The organism is Alistipes sp. HGB5, assembly GCF_000183485.2.
Taxonomy (GTDB): Bacteria; Bacteroidota; Bacteroidia; order Bacteroidales; family Rikenellaceae; genus Alistipes; species Alistipes finegoldii.
In genome coordinates this window covers 134,656-149,490 of the sequence record NZ_AENZ01000040.1, presented here as the reverse complement: position 1 = coordinate 149,490, position 14,835 = coordinate 134,656, and the positions used below count along the sequence as shown (strand labels likewise).

The following is a 14,835-nucleotide window of genomic DNA, read 5'->3' as shown; positions in this document are numbered from 1 at the left end:
CATTCCGCTGTTTGATTCCGATTTGTAGTTCCAGCCCCAGTGTATCGAGTATTTTTTCAAGAACTTCGATCGTGGGATTCCCTTCTCCGCGCTCAATTTTTGTGAGCGTGTTGATACCCACGCCGGCCAATTCCGCAAGTGTCCGTTGCGTTATTTTCAATATCTTGCGGCGCTCTTTTATTGCATTACCGACTTTGTCCATAAATCCCAATTTGATGTGATTTTAATGCAAATATAGCGCAATTTATGAATAAGTCAAATAAAATCACTGTTTAATGTGATTTATGATTGCGGGCTAATGTTCGTTGCATTCCGACCGCGCTGCGGACGCAATCATCTCCTTTACGATAACAAATTTACTAATTCTTTTTTCATTTCATCGTCGATGGTGCGATAACGTGCGAAAGCCTTGCTGCCTTCCTTATGTCCGCTTAAAGCTCCGACCAGATTGGGATCTTTGACTTGCTTGTACAGGTTTCCGACGAATGTCCGGCGGGCCAGATGCGACGAGGCGATCTCGTAAAGCACCCTCTTTTCTTCTTCGCGAGTAGTGGGGTTTATGACCGTAACCAACCGTTTCAATCCGGCAGCTTTGAAAATCCGCTTGATCGCCAGATTGTATTTCTGCTCGGAGATGAACGGTAGCAGTTTGTCGCCGTCCAGACTTTTATAACGGGATACGATCTCTTTGGCTGTCTGATTCAGCGGAACCCGCACGGTCAGCGGCCGCCCTTCTTTGGTCTTGCGTGGTATATACTCGATGGCTCCGTCGATCAGATTCGATTTCGTCATTTTCAGCAGATCACCCACCCGGCAGCCGATCAGACATTGAAAAACGAAGATGTCGCGCTGAACGGCCAGTTGCGGATGCCGCATCAGATTCGTGCCGTAAATCTTGTGCAACTCCTCGACCGTGATATAATAAGGCGTTCCGTATGTGCATTCCTCCAACGGGAAATCGTCGAACGGTCGGTTCCGGGTCTTTTTGTTGCTGTTGCACCAGTAGAAGAAAGTTCGGATGCGCGAGAAACAATCCAATAACGTATTCTTTCCTCTGGGTTGCGGTGTGCGTGCTTCGGGGATAGCTGCGTAGATTTCCGGGTAAAGAGCGCAGTAGCGGTATTCATTTTCCAAAAAATCCCAAATATTCCGCAAGGTGTCGGCCGTTACTTGATCGATGTCCAATACGAATGCTTTTTGCCCCCTCTTGGTTGTCCGGATATAAAGTTCATACCGCTGTAATCCTCGTTTGATGACCCGGTAATTCTTTTTGCGGACATCGGAAAGACGGTGCTTTTCGAGAAATTCGTCGAACAATGCGATCAATGTCGGTTTGGCCGTTTCTTCCGTGGCCGTTTCGACATTGTACTTTTGCGGATTGTAATATTGTTCCAAAGTCTCTTTCAGCCACTCTTTTTGCGGTTCTGCCGTCTGTCGGGATTGATAGGCTCTTTCGAGATAGGATTTGAGTTTTCGGGCTTCATCGTTGTAATAGGAACGCATTTCGTCGTCGCAAACGATTTTGCTTTTGACCTGTTCGGCCTTGTCATCCCAAAGATTGGGGTTGATGGTGAGCCGGGTCGGTGCGACCATATCTACCTGTCTGCCGTCCCGCAGGCGTGCGTAAATGGTCGCCTTCGATTCTGTATCATAGCGTTTTACGCTCTTTTTGATGATAAGAGTTATTTTCATAGTACCCAGATTCCGGATTGACAGAGCAAAAATACGAAAAATTCCCCACATTTTCCCCACATCTGCTAAAATATGTTCAATCTGAATTTATCTGGTAAAATGATTAAATATTTATATATTATTGATAATAAATAAAATAAATATAAATTTATTCATTCTTGCCTCTATTTAAGTTTAATAGAATTTAATATATTCAAATGCGGCTCCGGGTACTGATTAAGGTGTCAAAACTTTGATTGTCAAGGTTTTGACTCCTTTTCTTTTTTGCCATGCCCTTCTGCGGCGGTTTGCTTTTCGCAGATTTGTTCGGGCGGTGCCGCTTTTTGAGAAGGAGCGTGATTTTGCCCGTTCGGGAAATTTCCTGCGGCGGAGCATGATATGCGCTTTCGCGTTATGCCGCCTCTCCGGTGCGATTTTGAGTTTTGATACTTAAGTTTGCCATTCGAGTTCAATTTTTGCATTAAAGAGGTGCGGGGAAGGCGAATGTCGTATATTTAATGCAATAAAATCAGCATGCATCCTAAATTCCAAATATATACCGATATTTCGTCTCTGCCGATAAGCGAACACGAGGCCTATCAGGAGGAGGGTTTCTGCGGTATTTGCACGGGAGGTACCGCTGTGATAGAGGTTTTTTCGGTGCGCAGTCCGATTTCCGAAAACGATATCGTTACGATTCTGCCGTTGCAGCTGGTGTCGATCCGCGAGGTCAGCGACGATTTCTCGATGACCTTTTTCAAAGTAGACAAGGAGATGTTCCTCGACATCATGAGCGGGCTGGGAAAAATAACCCCGGATTTTTTCTTCTATATGCGGAAGAATTTCCTGTACAGCGTCAACGACGTGGACCGAAACCGGTTTCTTGGGTTTTGCCGGACGATCGATCTCAGGGGCAGTAACGATGATCCCGTTTTCCTGCGGGAGACCATTCTGCACCTGCTGCGGATTTATTACTGGGATTTCTATGTCCTTTTCCAGCAGACGACGAGCGCCAAGAAGCGCCCTTTCGTGAATACCAACAAGGAAAATATCGCCATGCGGTTCGCCATGCTGGTCGGCGAACACCACAAAACGCGCTGGGAGGTCGCTTTTTATGCCGATAAGTTGTGCATATCTCCCGTATACCTGACCAAAGTCGTTTTGGAGGTAAACGGCCAGTCCGCCCATGAGATGATTGCCGACTATGTCGTTATCGAGATCAAGACCCTGCTCCGGGACGCGAGGCTCGACATAAAGGCCGTGGCGCGGCGCGCCGGCTTCGCCAACCAGTCTTCGCTGAGCCGCTTTTTCCGCCTGCATACGGGCATGTCTCCCACGGAATACCGCCGTACGATCCACGTTACAAGATAAACTCTTGTTCCGTCCACGGTTTCGGAATCCCGTATCGTGCAAACCCGTCCGATGACCGATATGCGGCGTTCGTAAACAGACGCGCCGATTTTTCTGCCGCTGTTCCGATCGGCTCCGGCCGTGGGTGGTTTTGTTCCGGGAACCGGAGGTAAATCGTTGTATGGCAGACAACGCTTAACTAATCTCCTATGCTCCGGTTCCCCTGAACAAAACGCCGTTCCGTTTACGGTTTGTGACGGAATTGCTCCGTAATGTCTTCCATTGCGCCCGCAGGACCGATTCTGTAGAGCCGCTGATTGGTCGTCGGCGAAGTCAGCGGCCCCAGCGACTCGACCCAGCCGCCCAGTTTGATGTAATCGAACACCTGCGGCGCGAATCCTTCCGGCAACTCCTGCCGTCCCGAATACCAGCCGACGTGCAGGACCGGCAACTCCTGCCGCACGACCTCCGCCAGCCGGGCGATCCGGTGCGGCGCGGCATCCCCGCCCATAAAGCAGACGCAGGTCACCGAACGGCCGTACCGTTCCAGCAGGGCGCGCAGTTCCGCGGCGTCGAGCACATGCCCCGCGTCGGCCTGCAGGTGGGGACTATGACACCCCGGACAGCGGTTCGGGCAGTTGGCGATGTTGATCGCCAGCGTCGTTTCGCCCGGAATCTCCGCGAATACGATGTCGAAATTGTAGTATCGGACTACTGTTTCCGGAGCTGTCATACGGCCTCCTGAGCGGGTGAACTTTTCTGGTGGGCCGATTCTTTCTGTGCGAACGGTTCCCGTTGCGGGTGCGGTCCCTCCTGCGGGTGCGCACCCTGCTGTCCGGGTGTTTTCGCGCCGCCCGCCGCCGGTTTCATGTTGCCGTAATAGCGGCGTTCGGCCTCCTGCTGGCGTGCGGCCGAGAAGTTCGAGACCCGTTTCATGTAGCCGATCACGCGCGTCAGGTAATCCAGATCGTCGCTATGGCATGCGGGACACGCTTTCAGATAGCGTTTGTCGATATGCCCGCACTTGTTGCAGACCGTATTGGGAATGTTGAACGTAAAGTAGTTGCAGCCCTCGGCCGCGGCCACGCGCAGCAGGTGGCGGTACTGCTCTTTCGAAAGATGCTCTTCGAGGTTCATGTGCAGCGCCGAGCCGCCCGTGAGGTGGTCGATGTAGCGGCGTCCATGCAGCCGGAATTTGTCGACGACGTTCAGCGACTGGTCCTCGACGACGTAGAAATAGGAGTTGTAGCAGTCGCGCGGCACGGCGTATCCGTCCTCGCGGTCCCATTTGGCGTGCTTCACGCCGACGTTTTCGGCGGGGATCATCTCGCAGTTGAACATCAGCTCCTTGGTGCGGTATTTCTTGTTGTAACGCTCGATCAGCCCCAGTACGTTCTGCACGAAAGCGACGTAGTCGTCGTTGTCGTCGATGCGGATTCCCAGAAATTCGGCGGCTTCGACCAGTCCGTTTACGCCGATGGTCAGGTATTGGCGCGAAAGGTTGATGTAGCCCGCATCGAAGAGCGGCAGCATGCCTTTGGACTTCAGTTCCTTGAGGTTTTCGTTGTAAGCCGTCTGTACTTTGTGTACCAGATCCGTGATCTCTTCCAGATAGGTGAGATAGTGCATGCCGTTCTTCACGGCGTACTGGATGCAGCGGTTGAGGTTGATCGTCAGCACGCTCTTCGAGCCGGTCGAGACGCCGCCCGCGCCGAGCGTGTAGCTGAACCCGTTGTCCTGAATCTCGTTCCGCAGACGGCAGCAGCTCGACAGCGAGTCGGCGTTGTCGCTGATATAGGTGAAGAACGAGTGCCCCTCGGCGTACATCTGCGCCGTGATGTCGCCCCACTCCCGGTCCATCACGTCGCCGTCTTTGGTCAGCAGCGCCATCGTCTCTACCGGGAAAGTCAGCACGGTCTTGGTGCGCTCGCGGTTGAACCACCTCATGAAACGCTTCTGCAGCCACGACAGCGACTCCCAGTGCGGATGCGAACCGTCGGGAAATACGAACTCCCCGAACAGGCTTTCGAAGTAGTAGCGGTCGTAGTAGGCCACGTTCCAGAACACGGCTTGGAAGTTGCGCGCCCCGGTCGGCTGGTTGATCGAGTAGACGATCTGTTCGAAGCAGTCGGTGATTATCTTGTCTATTGTCCGGCGTTTCTTCGAGAGGTCGGCCACCTCGTCGGCCCGCTTGTAGTAATCTTCGCCGTACTCCTGCTCGATGAAATAGTTCATGTACATCAGGAATTCGGGCGTGGCGCATGCGCCCGAAAGCATCGACGACACGATGAAAACCATGTTGACGAATCCGCCGCAGAACGATTTGAGGTTCGTCGGACGGGTCGAGTTGCCGCCCACCGAAAGCGTGCCGCCCAAGAGCCACGGATACATGGTGATCGAGGCGCAGTAGTTGGCCATCGACGTCTCGTCGTTCTTGTAGATGAAGTGCTCCTTGAGCAGGTGCAGGTATTTGTCCGACAGCTCCTTGCCGTACATCTCCTTGATGCGGTCGGTCAGCAGGCGGCGGTTCAGGCGGATGAAGTTCTGCTTCGGCAGCTCGCCGATCAGCGTGGCGATGTTCTTGTTTTCGACGTTGGCGTTGGCGTCGTATTTCGAGCCGGTCGCCGGGTTCGAGGCGTCGCAGTAGTTGATCAGAAATTCGAGTTTCTCGCGGTCTTCGCGCTCTTCGGTGTGTTTCTGGCGGTAGAGCATGTAGCTCTTGGCCACCGCGAAGTAACGCTCGGCCATCAGCGCCACTTCGACCTGATTCTGAATCTCTTCTACGCTCATGCCGTCGGACACGTGTACGCGGCTCAGTATCGACGTGATGTCGTCGTCGGTGGCGTAGCTGCCGACCGAAAGGAAGGCCTTGCGTACGGCGCGTTTGATTTTCTCGACGGAAAACGCTTTGCGCTTGCCGTCGCGTTTTACGATGTAAAGTTCGGAAATGCCCATATTTTCTCCTGTTTTGTTGTTGGCCGGTTATGCGATAAAGCCCGCTTTTGCCGGCGGACGGCCGCCTGAAAAGCATGGTTTCACCAAAAAAATCAGTGTAAAACAAAGTTGCTGCACCGCTCTATATCCCGAAAGCGGGTGCCGTATATCGGTCAGGCAGGTCTTCTGACTCGCTCCTTCCGCACGCCTTCCCGTCCGACGGACAGTGGCTCTGAGAGTGTGCGGAGCGCAACGGAGCTTACAGCTACGGGGATAGTCCCTGATTTGCACAGGAGTTCCCTTTTGATCCCAAGCCGGCAGCCGCCGGCGGGGAACCTTGACCGGGAGCAAATATAGAGATTGTTTCCGAGGCGGCAATCGTTCGGCGCTCCAATTAATGAACAAATTGTAAACAATACGGCCGACGGCGGCCGACGCGGAAAAAATATGCCGCGTCCGCCCTCATGCGGCGATTTTTCGCAAAAGCTGTCCGCATGCACCTCTCTTTGGGGGCCGGGTGGCGCAAAACCGATAAATTTTGCTACCTTTGCCGCCGTATGAGAGCATCCGTCAAAAAGATATACGCATCGCTCCGCCCCGACGCCTTGGTCGCGTTCTGGCTGGGCGTATGGTGGATTTGCAACCTCTTTCAGGCCGGTTTCACGGAGCTGGCCAACGACGAGGCCTACTACCATATGTTCGCCGAAAACCTCTCGTGGGGCTATTTCGACCATCCGCCGATGACGGCGCTGCTGGTTTGGCTTGGGGAGCATCTCTTCGGCGGGGAGTTCGGCGTGCGGTTTTTCTTTACCCTGCTGCAGCCGCTTTACCTCTTTGTCTTCTGGCGCATCATCCGGCCCACAGATGCCGACCGCCGCGATGCGGGGCTTTTCGTCATGCTCTCGGCCGCGACGCTTATGTTGCAGTTGTACGGTTTTATCGCCGTGCCCGACGGTCCGCTGATGATGACCGCGGCGTTGTTCCTGCTCACCTTCAAATGGTTCACCGAAGGGCGGCGCGCGGCGTGGCTCTGGATGGGCGTGGCCATGGCGCTGATGGCCTACAGCAAGTACCACGGGGCGCTGGTGGTGCTCTTCGCGCTTGCGGCGACCCCCCCCGCGTGTTCCTGCGTCCGACCCTATATCTCAGCGGCGCGGTGGCGCTGTTGCTGCTCGTGCCGCATTTCGTGTGGCAGTACGAGCACGACTGGGCGTCGCTGGCCTATCATTTGGCGGGGCGTAACTCGGTCTTTCGGCCCGGTTACGTCGCCGAATACCTGCTCAACCTGCTGGTCGTCTTCAACCCGTTCTTCGTGCCGCTCTATGTCCGGTCGTGGATCGCCGTGAAGCCGCAGAACGCCGTCGAACGCGCGCTGAGATTCATTCCGGCGGCGTTTATCGTCTTTTTTCTGCTTTCGACGCTGCGCGGATACGTCCAGCCCCAGTGGGTGATCGTCGCCGTGTTCGGACTGCTCTATACGCTCTTCACCTACGCCCGGCGTCATCCCCGGACACGCCGCTACCTGATGCGCATGGGGTGGGTGACGCTCGCCCTGATCGCCCTGACGCGGCTGGTGATGATCTTCAATCCGCTGGGCATCCGTTACGAAGTGTTCGACAACCGCACCAGTTACGGGGAGATCGCCGAAATCGCCGACGGCCGTCCCGTCGTTTTCCGCCACGGTTACGCCGTCGCGGCCAAATACGCCTTCTATACCGGCGGAGAGGCCTACTGCCAGCCCAATATCCGCTACCGGACCCACCAATGGCAGTTCCGTGACGACGATACGCGCTTTGCCGGCCGCGAAGTGCTGGTCGAGACGCCTTATGACGAAGCCGACACTACGGGCCGCGTCCGGAGCGTCGTACTGCCCAACGGCAAGCGTTTCACGTGGTTCGTCGATACGCATTTCCATCCGACCCGCCTTGTGGACATCTCCTTTACGGGGCTTCCCGAACGTGTCGCCGCGGGCGATACGCTGCGGCTTTCGCTGCGAATCGACAATCCCTATCCTTATAATATCGACTTGGGCGGCGACATGTCGCTCGTCATGCTCTGGAAGCACGGCCGTTTCCGCGTCGAGGAGTTTGACACCGGGGAACGTTTCCGAATTCCCGCCGAGGAGGAGATCCGGCGCGAAGTGGCGTTCGTCGTGCCCGAACAGCTGGCCGGGACCGATTTCGACGCCGGCTTCGCCCTGCGCCGGGAAGGGTATACGAATTGGTTTAACGGAAAACCCCTCCGCACGGAGGTTGCGCGATGATCGAGCAGTTTCTCAAATTCTGCATCGTGGGCGGTTCGGGCGTCTTCGTCGATTTCGGAATCACCTACCTCTGCAAGGAGTGGCTGAGGCTCAACAAGTACGTCGCCAATTCGCTCGGCTTTCTCTGCGCCTCGACGACGAATTACATCCTGAACCGGATCTGGACTTTCCACAACGAGAATCCTGACATTACGGGACAGTACCTCCGCTTTCTGGGCATTGCCGCCGTGGGACTTGTCATCAACAACCTGACGATCTGGCTGCTGCACGGCCGTTTCCGCCTGAATTTCTATCTGGCCAAGCTTTTCGCCATCGGCGTGGTCACCTTCTGGAACTTTTTCATGAACTATTTCTTTACGTTCTGACCTCTTTGCTGGAGCGGGCGTAACGATATCGGATTGCCGCCGGAATTGCCGCCGTGTTTTTCGATGCAATTGTCATTATTGCGGTCCGCAACCTTTGTATGTGTTATAAAATCCAAGGTTTGATGAAAATTCAATATTCATCAAAATATATTATGAAATATTTTATAAATATATATGGTGATATTTACTATTTTATAGTATTTTAGGTTTTGGATATCCACTTGTACTCTCGAATTCAAATCTTGTGTCACTAACTTTTCAATTTTATGAAACGTATTGCATTGATTGTGATCGGTTTTGCGATCTTCGCAATGTCGTGTCAAACTCAGGAAAGCGAATCCGCCACGAATTTTCCTTCTGAAACGCCATTGCAAGCGGGTGCGGAACATAATCTTTATCTACAAGAGATCCTTAATTATTTTGGTGAGAATCCTGATGTTATGACGCGTGCTTCAGGGACCGCAGAGGATTTTATCAAACAGATGGCAAGTGTGCAGACGGCTGCATTGAAAAATCAGAATTTCAGAAACATGTCCACTGCACAGATAAATGCCTTTGTGCGAAATTGTGTGGATGTTTCGGTTGATCCGGCAATTATTGCTGCCGTTGAATCCTCCCTGCCGACGAAAGATTTTTCCATTATTCCCGAAATGAATCGGGACGCCCCTTTGGCTTCTGCCGTGAAAGGTTATATGGAGGAAGTGGAGCGTCTTGAAACTGCAAATGATTCTGATGCTGTATTTAAATCTAAAATGCAAAAAGCATATCTGACGTGGTATCGTGCGGCTGACGATGACGATGATCGGAAGTTGATCGCAGATTCGTATAATGTCTTTTTGGGTTCTTGGGAATATTGGACGGACAATGGTAGAGCGTGGGAGATTGGATTGAAATCTACCCGTACGATTAAGTCGTTCCTCAAGAAACTTGTTATTGCAGATGTTAAAGCAACAGCATGGGCTTGTTGGAAAGCAAAAATATATGCTCTCGTATTTTGGAAAGCTATGCTTGCAGCAGGTGCTTCCGGCAGTGCATATGCTGCGATTCGTTATTTGGTTTTTTATGAAATAATTTTCCATGCCAGCGCTGACGGCATGGGATATTATCGGATAGGAAATCAGATGTTCACAGTGGAAGAGGTGAAAAATATGCTTTGCAGGGAGATTGCACGCCAAAATCCTGAGCTGAATTTGTCCGTCGAATAACCGTATGCTGCGGATCGTTGCCATAACCCTGATTCAGGGGATGTTGCCCGCTATTTTCGGGTTGGTGTTTTTATGGATAAATCGGACGTAACCCTTATCGCTCCGTGGCCAATGCTGATGCTGTTTATCTTCTTTGCGAATTTGCTGATCGTTGCGGCAGGTTGGAAATATCTCGGCGTTACGCGGAGCGACAGGCAGGCGCAAGCCATACTTATGTTCCTTGCCGTTTTCGAGCCGTTATTGACCTATAAAGTGCTTATTGCCGAGGGAACGAATTTGACGCCGTGGGTGCAAATCGCTTGTTATTGCGCCGGACAGGCTGCTGTCTGGGTCACAATCGTCTGGGGGCCAGAGATATCCGGCTATTTTATGCAGCGACGTTGGGATAAAAAGGTGCTATCCGGAGAAAGGAAATTTCCGTCTCGCAAAGAATTCTTGGAAAAGCGGGAGCGGCACCGGGCGCAGAGATACAAAAAATAGTATCTCATAAAATAGACGAAGAAATTACATAATCCGATCCCGACAAAAATTTTTTACTTTTGGTTAGGATCGGATTTAAATTCTATTTTTCATATTCTGTGCTTTTTTCGCGGCCCTGATTTTGCGCAGCGGGAGTCCCAGCACGCCGAAGAACGCTTCGCGGAAGATGCCGCCGCTCATCTTGGAGGTACCCTCGCGGCGTTCGACGAAGATGATCGACACCTCCTTGAGTTTCAGCCCCAGCCGCCACGCCGAGTATTTCATCTCGATCTGAAAGCCGTATCCCTTCATCCTTACGGCGTCGAGGTCGAGCGTCTCCAGCGCATGGCGCGAGTAGCAGACGAATCCCGCCGTCGCGTCGCGCAGGGGCATGCGCGTCACGATGCGCACGTACATCGAGGCGAAGTAGGACATCAGCAGACGCGACATCGGCCAGTTGACGACGTTTACGCCCTGCACATAGCGCGAGCCGACCACCACGTCGTTGCCCTCGGCGGCGGCTTCGTACAGCCGCACCAGATCGTCGGGATTGTGCGAGAAGTCGCAGTCCATTTCGCAGATGTAGTCGAATCCGTTGTCCAGTCCCCAGCGGAACCCCGTCAGATAGGCCGTTCCCAGCCCCTGTTTGCCGCTGCGCTCCAGCAGGTGAAGCGTTTCGGGGAACTCTTTCCTGCGTTGCCTGACGATTTCAGCCGTCCCGTCGGGCGAACCGTCGTCGATGACGAGCAGTTCGAAAGGTTCGGGCAGCGAAAAGACCTTGTCGATCATCGCCGAGATGTTTTCCTTCTCGTTGTAGGTCGGAATGATTACCAGTTTGCGCATAGGGCCTTGTTTTCGGATTTTCTATACAAAGGTAGCATTATTTTGCAAAAACGCGCCGCCCCGGCTCTTTTTCTGCGGGGACGGCGGATATTTCCGGCGCTTTGCGCGGGAGCCGCGCACGCTTTTTACCGGCGGCGTTTCATCGCCCGGATTTCCTGCTTCGCGGCGTCGCTCACGCGGTAGGACTCGATGATTTTCTGCAGCGATTTGTTGTAGGTCCAGTCGTCCAGCGAACAGGTGCCCAGCCACACGTGCGTGCGCTGCGGAAATTTGACGTAGCAGACCGACACCGCCCATGCCACGGCCATGCGGGCGTAGTAGGCTTCGTGGCGGATGCCGTCGAGCTGCCGCAGAAACGCTTCGAGGTGCTGTTCATCGACGAAATTGCCCAACCCCATGACTACGGCGAAACGCACGTCGTATGCGGCCTGCGCGTGAAAATAGGGTTGTATGAATTCCCACATCGGCTGCCGCTCGGCGGCGCGGAGCCGCCAGCAGAAGCAGTCGCAGACGGCCCAGTTGTCGATCTTGGGTACGAAGCGGGCCACGTGTGCGAGCTTTTCGGCGGGTTCGCACCGGGCATAGCCGATCACCAGCCCCTGCAGCATCCGCTCTTCGAAATAGAAATCCTCGGCTTCGGCCAGATATGCGCGCCAGTCCCCGGCGGCGATCTCCTTGGCGATGCTGCGCAATACGGGCAGGCGTATGCCCAGCACGTTTTCGACGCCCGGCATCAGCGCCGAGGTGAATTTCATGTATTTAGGCTCGGTGAGTTCGAGCAGTTGTTCACGCAGCGTCATCGTTTGCCGAATTTGGGGGTTATGCCGATGAAAAAGGAGACGTTGAGCCGCGGCATGGGGCGCGAAAGCACCGATTCGTACTCCTCGTTGAGCAGGTTGTGGATGCAGCCTTTGAGCGAGAACGACGCCCATTTGCAGTCGAGTCCCTTTTCGAGCGAGAGGTCGCTCATGAAGTAGGGTTTCACGCGGCCCAAGACGCCGAGGTCGTTGCTCGACATGGTGTAACGTTCGCTGTACCAGTTCCATTTGTAGGTCAGCTCCCACCGCCGCCACTCGACGCGCGCCGTGAGGGCCGCCGAATAGACGGGAATGTAGACGAGCTGTTTGCCGACCGATTCGTCGGCCGGGCTGAACGGATCGCCCCGGTTGATCGAACGGGTCCATGCGAAATTGCCGTCGAGGAGCAGTCGCCAGCCGCCCGAAGTCTCGGCTTCGGCCGAGAGTTTGGCTTCGACGCCGTAACTGTGGACGCGGCGGATGTTGATCGGGGTGTAGATACCCAGTTTGGGACTGCCTATCCAGAGTATCCAGTCGTCGATGCGCGAATCGAACGCCGTGGCCGACGCGCGCAGCGAACGGGCGTCGCCTTTGAGCGTCGTTTCCAAGCCCGCGTCGAACGTCCAGCCCCGTTCGGGTTTGAGGTTCTTGTTGCCGCCGGGACGGAAGTAGAGGTCGTTGAGCGTGGGGTAGCGGTAGTTGCGGGCGGCCGAAGCCCGGACGACCACGCTGCCGCGTTTCGAGAGCACGTAGTCCGCGAACAGCGCCGGGATGACGGGCGTGGTACGGTCTCCGTATAACTCCCACCGCAGGTCGGCGGCGACGCCCAGCCGCGGCACGGGACGCCATTTCACGGCGGCGAACGCCGAAAGTTCGAACCGCTCCTGCCGGTAGAGCGTATCGGCCCGCAGGCCGTTGTTGCCGATCACCGAGAGGTCGCCGCTGCGCACCCGGTGCTGATGGAGGGCGGCGTTGGCCGAGAAGAGCCACTTCTCGCCGAGCGCATATTCGGCTTCGGCCTTGGCGAAGAGCGTGTGAATGCGGCTCCGGGCGTCGGTATTGACGACGAACTGCCCTTTGCCTTCGGGGTCCTGCTTGAGCAGGTAGCGCAGATCGGTGTAGGTGTAACCCGCGCGTGCGCCGAGTTTCAGTCCGTTGCGCAGCCGCTCCCAGCCTGCCACGGCCCGCAGCGTGCGCTCGTCCTGCGTATTCTGTTTCTGTTTGCTTTTGTTGCGGTCGGACGTGAGCATCGCCAGTCCGCGGTGCGAATCGAGGTACCATGCCGCCAGCGAGAACCGGTCGCCGCCGCGCGTGGTGTAATAGAGTTCCTGCATGACGTGCAGGTCGCGGAATCCGCCGTTGCGGTTGCGCTGCAGGGGGTAATATTCGCCGACGATTTGGCCGTCGTCGTCGGTTACGAACTCTTTCGAGTTGTAGTTGCGGAAGCGGAAATCATTGTCCGAGGTGCTGTAGAGCACGCGCGTCGAACTGCTCCACCGCGCGCCTCCGTAGGTCAGGTGCAGGAATTCGTCGAACGTGGCGAACGACCCGATGCCCTGCACGTAACGCAGCCCCAATCCCTGCTCCGCGGGGGCTTTGGTCGCCAGCGTCACCGCGCCGCCCAGCCCGCCGCCGGTGACGCCCACCGAGCTGGCTCCGTGATAGATCGTCGCGTCGTCGATGAAATAGGCGGGTATCAGCGAAAAATCGACCTGTCCGAGCATCGGCGAATTGACCTTCATGTCGTTCCACGTCACCTGCGTGTGCGAGGGCGCCGTGCCGCGGAACGAGGCGGTCGCGAGCGTTGCGCGGCCGTAGGATTTGATGAAGATGGTCGAACCCGTCGCCAGGGCGTCGGCCAGCGATGCGGTGATGTTTTCGCGCAGGACGAGCGTGTCCAGCTCGGTGCGCTGTACGCCGATCTCCTTCATCGGGCGGCGTCCCGAAATATCGACCGACTCGATGGCGATGGTGCGGGCCGTCGAGTCACGCTGCGCCGCGGCGGGCAGGGCGCAGGTCAGGCAGAGGAGTATCGTCGCGGTGCGCAGCACGCGGTCAGTTGCGTTTGGTTACGGTCCGGTAGCAGCCGATGCCGCACACTTCGGTCGAAATCTCGCCGATCAGCGGGGCTTTGGCGTTCACGCCCGTCTGCACCTTGATGAAGTCGATCTGCTGCAGGTTGGCGGGCGAGCCGTCGGCCGTCACGGCGTCGCTGATGCGCAGGCGGTTGGTCGTGCCGATCCGGTCCACCGTCGAAAAGTTGTCGGCGTAGCCCCATGCGAACGCCTGAGGTCTCCACTGTCCGTCGGCCTGTTCGACATTGTCGCGCAGCCGCGTGCCGGTGAATTTCAGGTCGGCAGGCTCGATCCATGCCGGACAGTAGGAGGCCTGCGTATGTTCGTCCATCCGGTCGATCGTGCCGCTGCCGCCCCGGTCGTCGGTCCATGCGGCGGAGCCGTCGGCGAGCGGCGTGTAGGTGACCGCATACCCCCGGATCGTCGCGGCGTTGTCGTACTCGCTGCCTTTCAGCTCGTACCACGTGTCGTCGGGCATTCCGTTGCCGTTGGCGTCCTGCATGACCCAGACGACGCCCGGCTCGGACGAGGTGTTCATGGCGTTGCCCTTGACGTAAAGGTCGTAACCGCCCGTGTTGGGTACCGGCTCGGCGAATGCCGCGACGAGGTATCCGCCCCATCCGCCGAGCGAAACCCAGTTGTTCTCGGCGAAACGCGCGGCGGCGTACCGGCAGGCTTTCTCCGGCGTATCCACGTTGTCGAACGCGCCTCCGGAGCGCGCCTCTTCGTTGATGAACTGTCCCGGTGCGGGAGTGTATTCGAGAATCCGGGCCACGGGTTCGTCCGTCTGCGTGGTCGTGATCTCTTCGCCGGAGTTGCAGGCGGCCAGCAGAAGAGCCGCCAGAGGGAATGCGTATTTTTTCATCTTCTTCG

Annotated in this window: 13 protein-coding genes and 1 riboswitch; of the genes, 5 read left to right on the top strand and 8 right to left on the bottom strand. The window is 55.8% G+C overall.

Annotated features, from left to right (window positions below):
- Positions 1–202 (bottom strand): helix-turn-helix domain-containing protein (locus HMPREF9720_RS06580; protein ID WP_039940057.1); only part of this gene is annotated, 202 nt, incomplete at its 3' end.
- Between the two features lie 140 nt (positions 203–342).
- Positions 343–1,692 (bottom strand): site-specific integrase, encoded by a 1,350-nt coding sequence (locus HMPREF9720_RS06575; protein WP_039940055.1) that lies wholly within the window; start codon positions 1,690–1,692, stop codon positions 343–345.
- A 513-nt stretch (positions 1,693–2,205) separates the two neighbouring features.
- On the opposite strand from HMPREF9720_RS06575, the gene HMPREF9720_RS06570 reads away from it, so the two are divergent.
- On the top strand, positions 2,206–3,042 hold the full coding sequence (locus HMPREF9720_RS06570; protein ID WP_009597393.1) for a helix-turn-helix domain-containing protein: 837 nt from the start codon (positions 2,206–2,208) through the stop codon (positions 3,040–3,042).
- Between the two features lie 223 nt (positions 3,043–3,265).
- Here the strand turns inward: HMPREF9720_RS06570 and nrdG are convergent, their stop codons facing one another.
- Entirely contained in the window at positions 3,266–3,754 is a 489-nt protein-coding gene (gene nrdG / locus HMPREF9720_RS06565) for an anaerobic ribonucleoside-triphosphate reductase activating protein (RefSeq protein WP_009597358.1), read from the bottom strand.
- Entirely contained in the window at positions 3,751–5,976 is a 2,226-nt protein-coding gene (nrdD, locus tag HMPREF9720_RS06560) for an anaerobic ribonucleoside-triphosphate reductase (RefSeq protein ID WP_009597392.1), read from the bottom strand. The genes nrdG and nrdD overlap by 4 nt, the downstream gene beginning before the upstream one ends.
- Before the next feature lie 139 nt (positions 5,977–6,115).
- A riboswitch (cobalamin riboswitch) is annotated at positions 6,116–6,310 on the bottom strand.
- Between the two features lie 202 nt (positions 6,311–6,512).
- Between nrdD and HMPREF9720_RS15855 the strand changes: the two genes are divergently transcribed.
- The 4 genes from HMPREF9720_RS15855 (at position 6,513) to HMPREF9720_RS06540 (ending at position 10,268) form a co-directional block, all read left to right on the top strand.
- A complete protein-coding gene (locus HMPREF9720_RS15855; RefSeq protein ID WP_254654369.1) occupies positions 6,513–7,301 on the top strand; it encodes an ArnT family glycosyltransferase in 789 nt (262 codons plus the stop codon).
- Between the two features lie 913 nt (positions 7,302–8,214).
- Complete coding sequence (locus HMPREF9720_RS06550) at positions 8,215–8,583, top strand: GtrA family protein (protein ID WP_009597359.1); 369 nt, start codon at positions 8,215–8,217, stop codon at positions 8,581–8,583.
- A gap of 266 nt (positions 8,584–8,849) precedes the next feature.
- Positions 8,850–9,788: a hypothetical protein gene (locus HMPREF9720_RS06545; protein WP_009597332.1), complete on the top strand. Its 939-nt coding sequence runs from the start codon at positions 8,850–8,852 to the stop codon at positions 9,786–9,788.
- Between the two features lie 72 nt (positions 9,789–9,860).
- On the top strand, positions 9,861–10,268 hold the full coding sequence (locus HMPREF9720_RS06540; RefSeq protein WP_139022468.1) for a hypothetical protein: 408 nt from the start codon (positions 9,861–9,863) through the stop codon (positions 10,266–10,268).
- A 75-nt stretch (positions 10,269–10,343) separates the two neighbouring features.
- Here HMPREF9720_RS06540 and HMPREF9720_RS06535 read toward each other — a convergent pair whose 3' ends face one another.
- From HMPREF9720_RS06535 to HMPREF9720_RS06520, 4 genes are all read right to left on the bottom strand, one after another.
- Complete coding sequence (locus tag HMPREF9720_RS06535) at positions 10,344–11,090, bottom strand: polyprenol monophosphomannose synthase (RefSeq protein ID WP_009597337.1); 747 nt, start codon at positions 11,088–11,090, stop codon at positions 10,344–10,346.
- Positions 11,091–11,215: 125 nt separating this feature from the next.
- Positions 11,216–11,890 (bottom strand): DNA alkylation repair protein, encoded by a 675-nt coding sequence (locus HMPREF9720_RS06530; RefSeq protein ID WP_009597390.1) that lies wholly within the window; start codon positions 11,888–11,890, stop codon positions 11,216–11,218.
- Positions 11,887–13,935, bottom strand: a complete 2,049-nt coding sequence (locus HMPREF9720_RS06525; protein ID WP_039940076.1) for a TonB-dependent receptor plug domain-containing protein — start codon at positions 13,933–13,935, stop codon at positions 11,887–11,889. The genes HMPREF9720_RS06530 and HMPREF9720_RS06525 overlap by 4 nt, the downstream gene beginning before the upstream one ends.
- Before the next feature lie 7 nt (positions 13,936–13,942).
- A complete protein-coding gene (locus HMPREF9720_RS06520; RefSeq protein WP_009597395.1) occupies positions 13,943–14,827 on the bottom strand; it encodes a hypothetical protein in 885 nt (294 codons plus the stop codon).
- Between the last annotated feature and the right edge of the window lie 8 nt (positions 14,828–14,835).

Excerpts from the sequence above, each read along its gene's own strand:
- HMPREF9720_RS06575 (WP_039940055.1), bottom strand. The coding sequence starts at position 1,692 with ATGAAAATAACTCTTATCATCAAAAAGAGCGTAAAACGCTATGATACA.
- HMPREF9720_RS06570 (WP_009597393.1), top strand. The coding sequence starts at position 2,206 with ATGCATCCTAAATTCCAAATATATACCGATATTTCGTCTCTGCCGATA.
- nrdG (WP_009597358.1), bottom strand. The coding sequence starts at position 3,754 with ATGACAGCTCCGGAAACAGTAGTCCGATACTACAATTTCGACATCGTA.
- nrdD (WP_009597392.1), bottom strand. The coding sequence starts at position 5,976 with ATGGGCATTTCCGAACTTTACATCGTAAAACGCGACGGCAAGCGCAAA.
- HMPREF9720_RS15855 (WP_254654369.1), top strand. The coding sequence starts at position 6,513 with ATGAGAGCATCCGTCAAAAAGATATACGCATCGCTCCGCCCCGACGCC.
- HMPREF9720_RS06550 (WP_009597359.1), top strand. The coding sequence starts at position 8,215 with ATGATCGAGCAGTTTCTCAAATTCTGCATCGTGGGCGGTTCGGGCGTC.
- HMPREF9720_RS06545 (WP_009597332.1), top strand. The coding sequence starts at position 8,850 with ATGAAACGTATTGCATTGATTGTGATCGGTTTTGCGATCTTCGCAATG.
- HMPREF9720_RS06540 (WP_139022468.1), top strand. The coding sequence starts at position 9,861 with ATGGATAAATCGGACGTAACCCTTATCGCTCCGTGGCCAATGCTGATG.
- HMPREF9720_RS06535 (WP_009597337.1), bottom strand. The coding sequence starts at position 11,090 with ATGCGCAAACTGGTAATCATTCCGACCTACAACGAGAAGGAAAACATC.
- HMPREF9720_RS06530 (WP_009597390.1), bottom strand. The coding sequence starts at position 11,890 with ATGACGCTGCGTGAACAACTGCTCGAACTCACCGAGCCTAAATACATG.
- HMPREF9720_RS06520 (WP_009597395.1), bottom strand. The coding sequence starts at position 14,827 with ATGAAAAAATACGCATTCCCTCTGGCGGCTCTTCTGCTGGCCGCCTGC.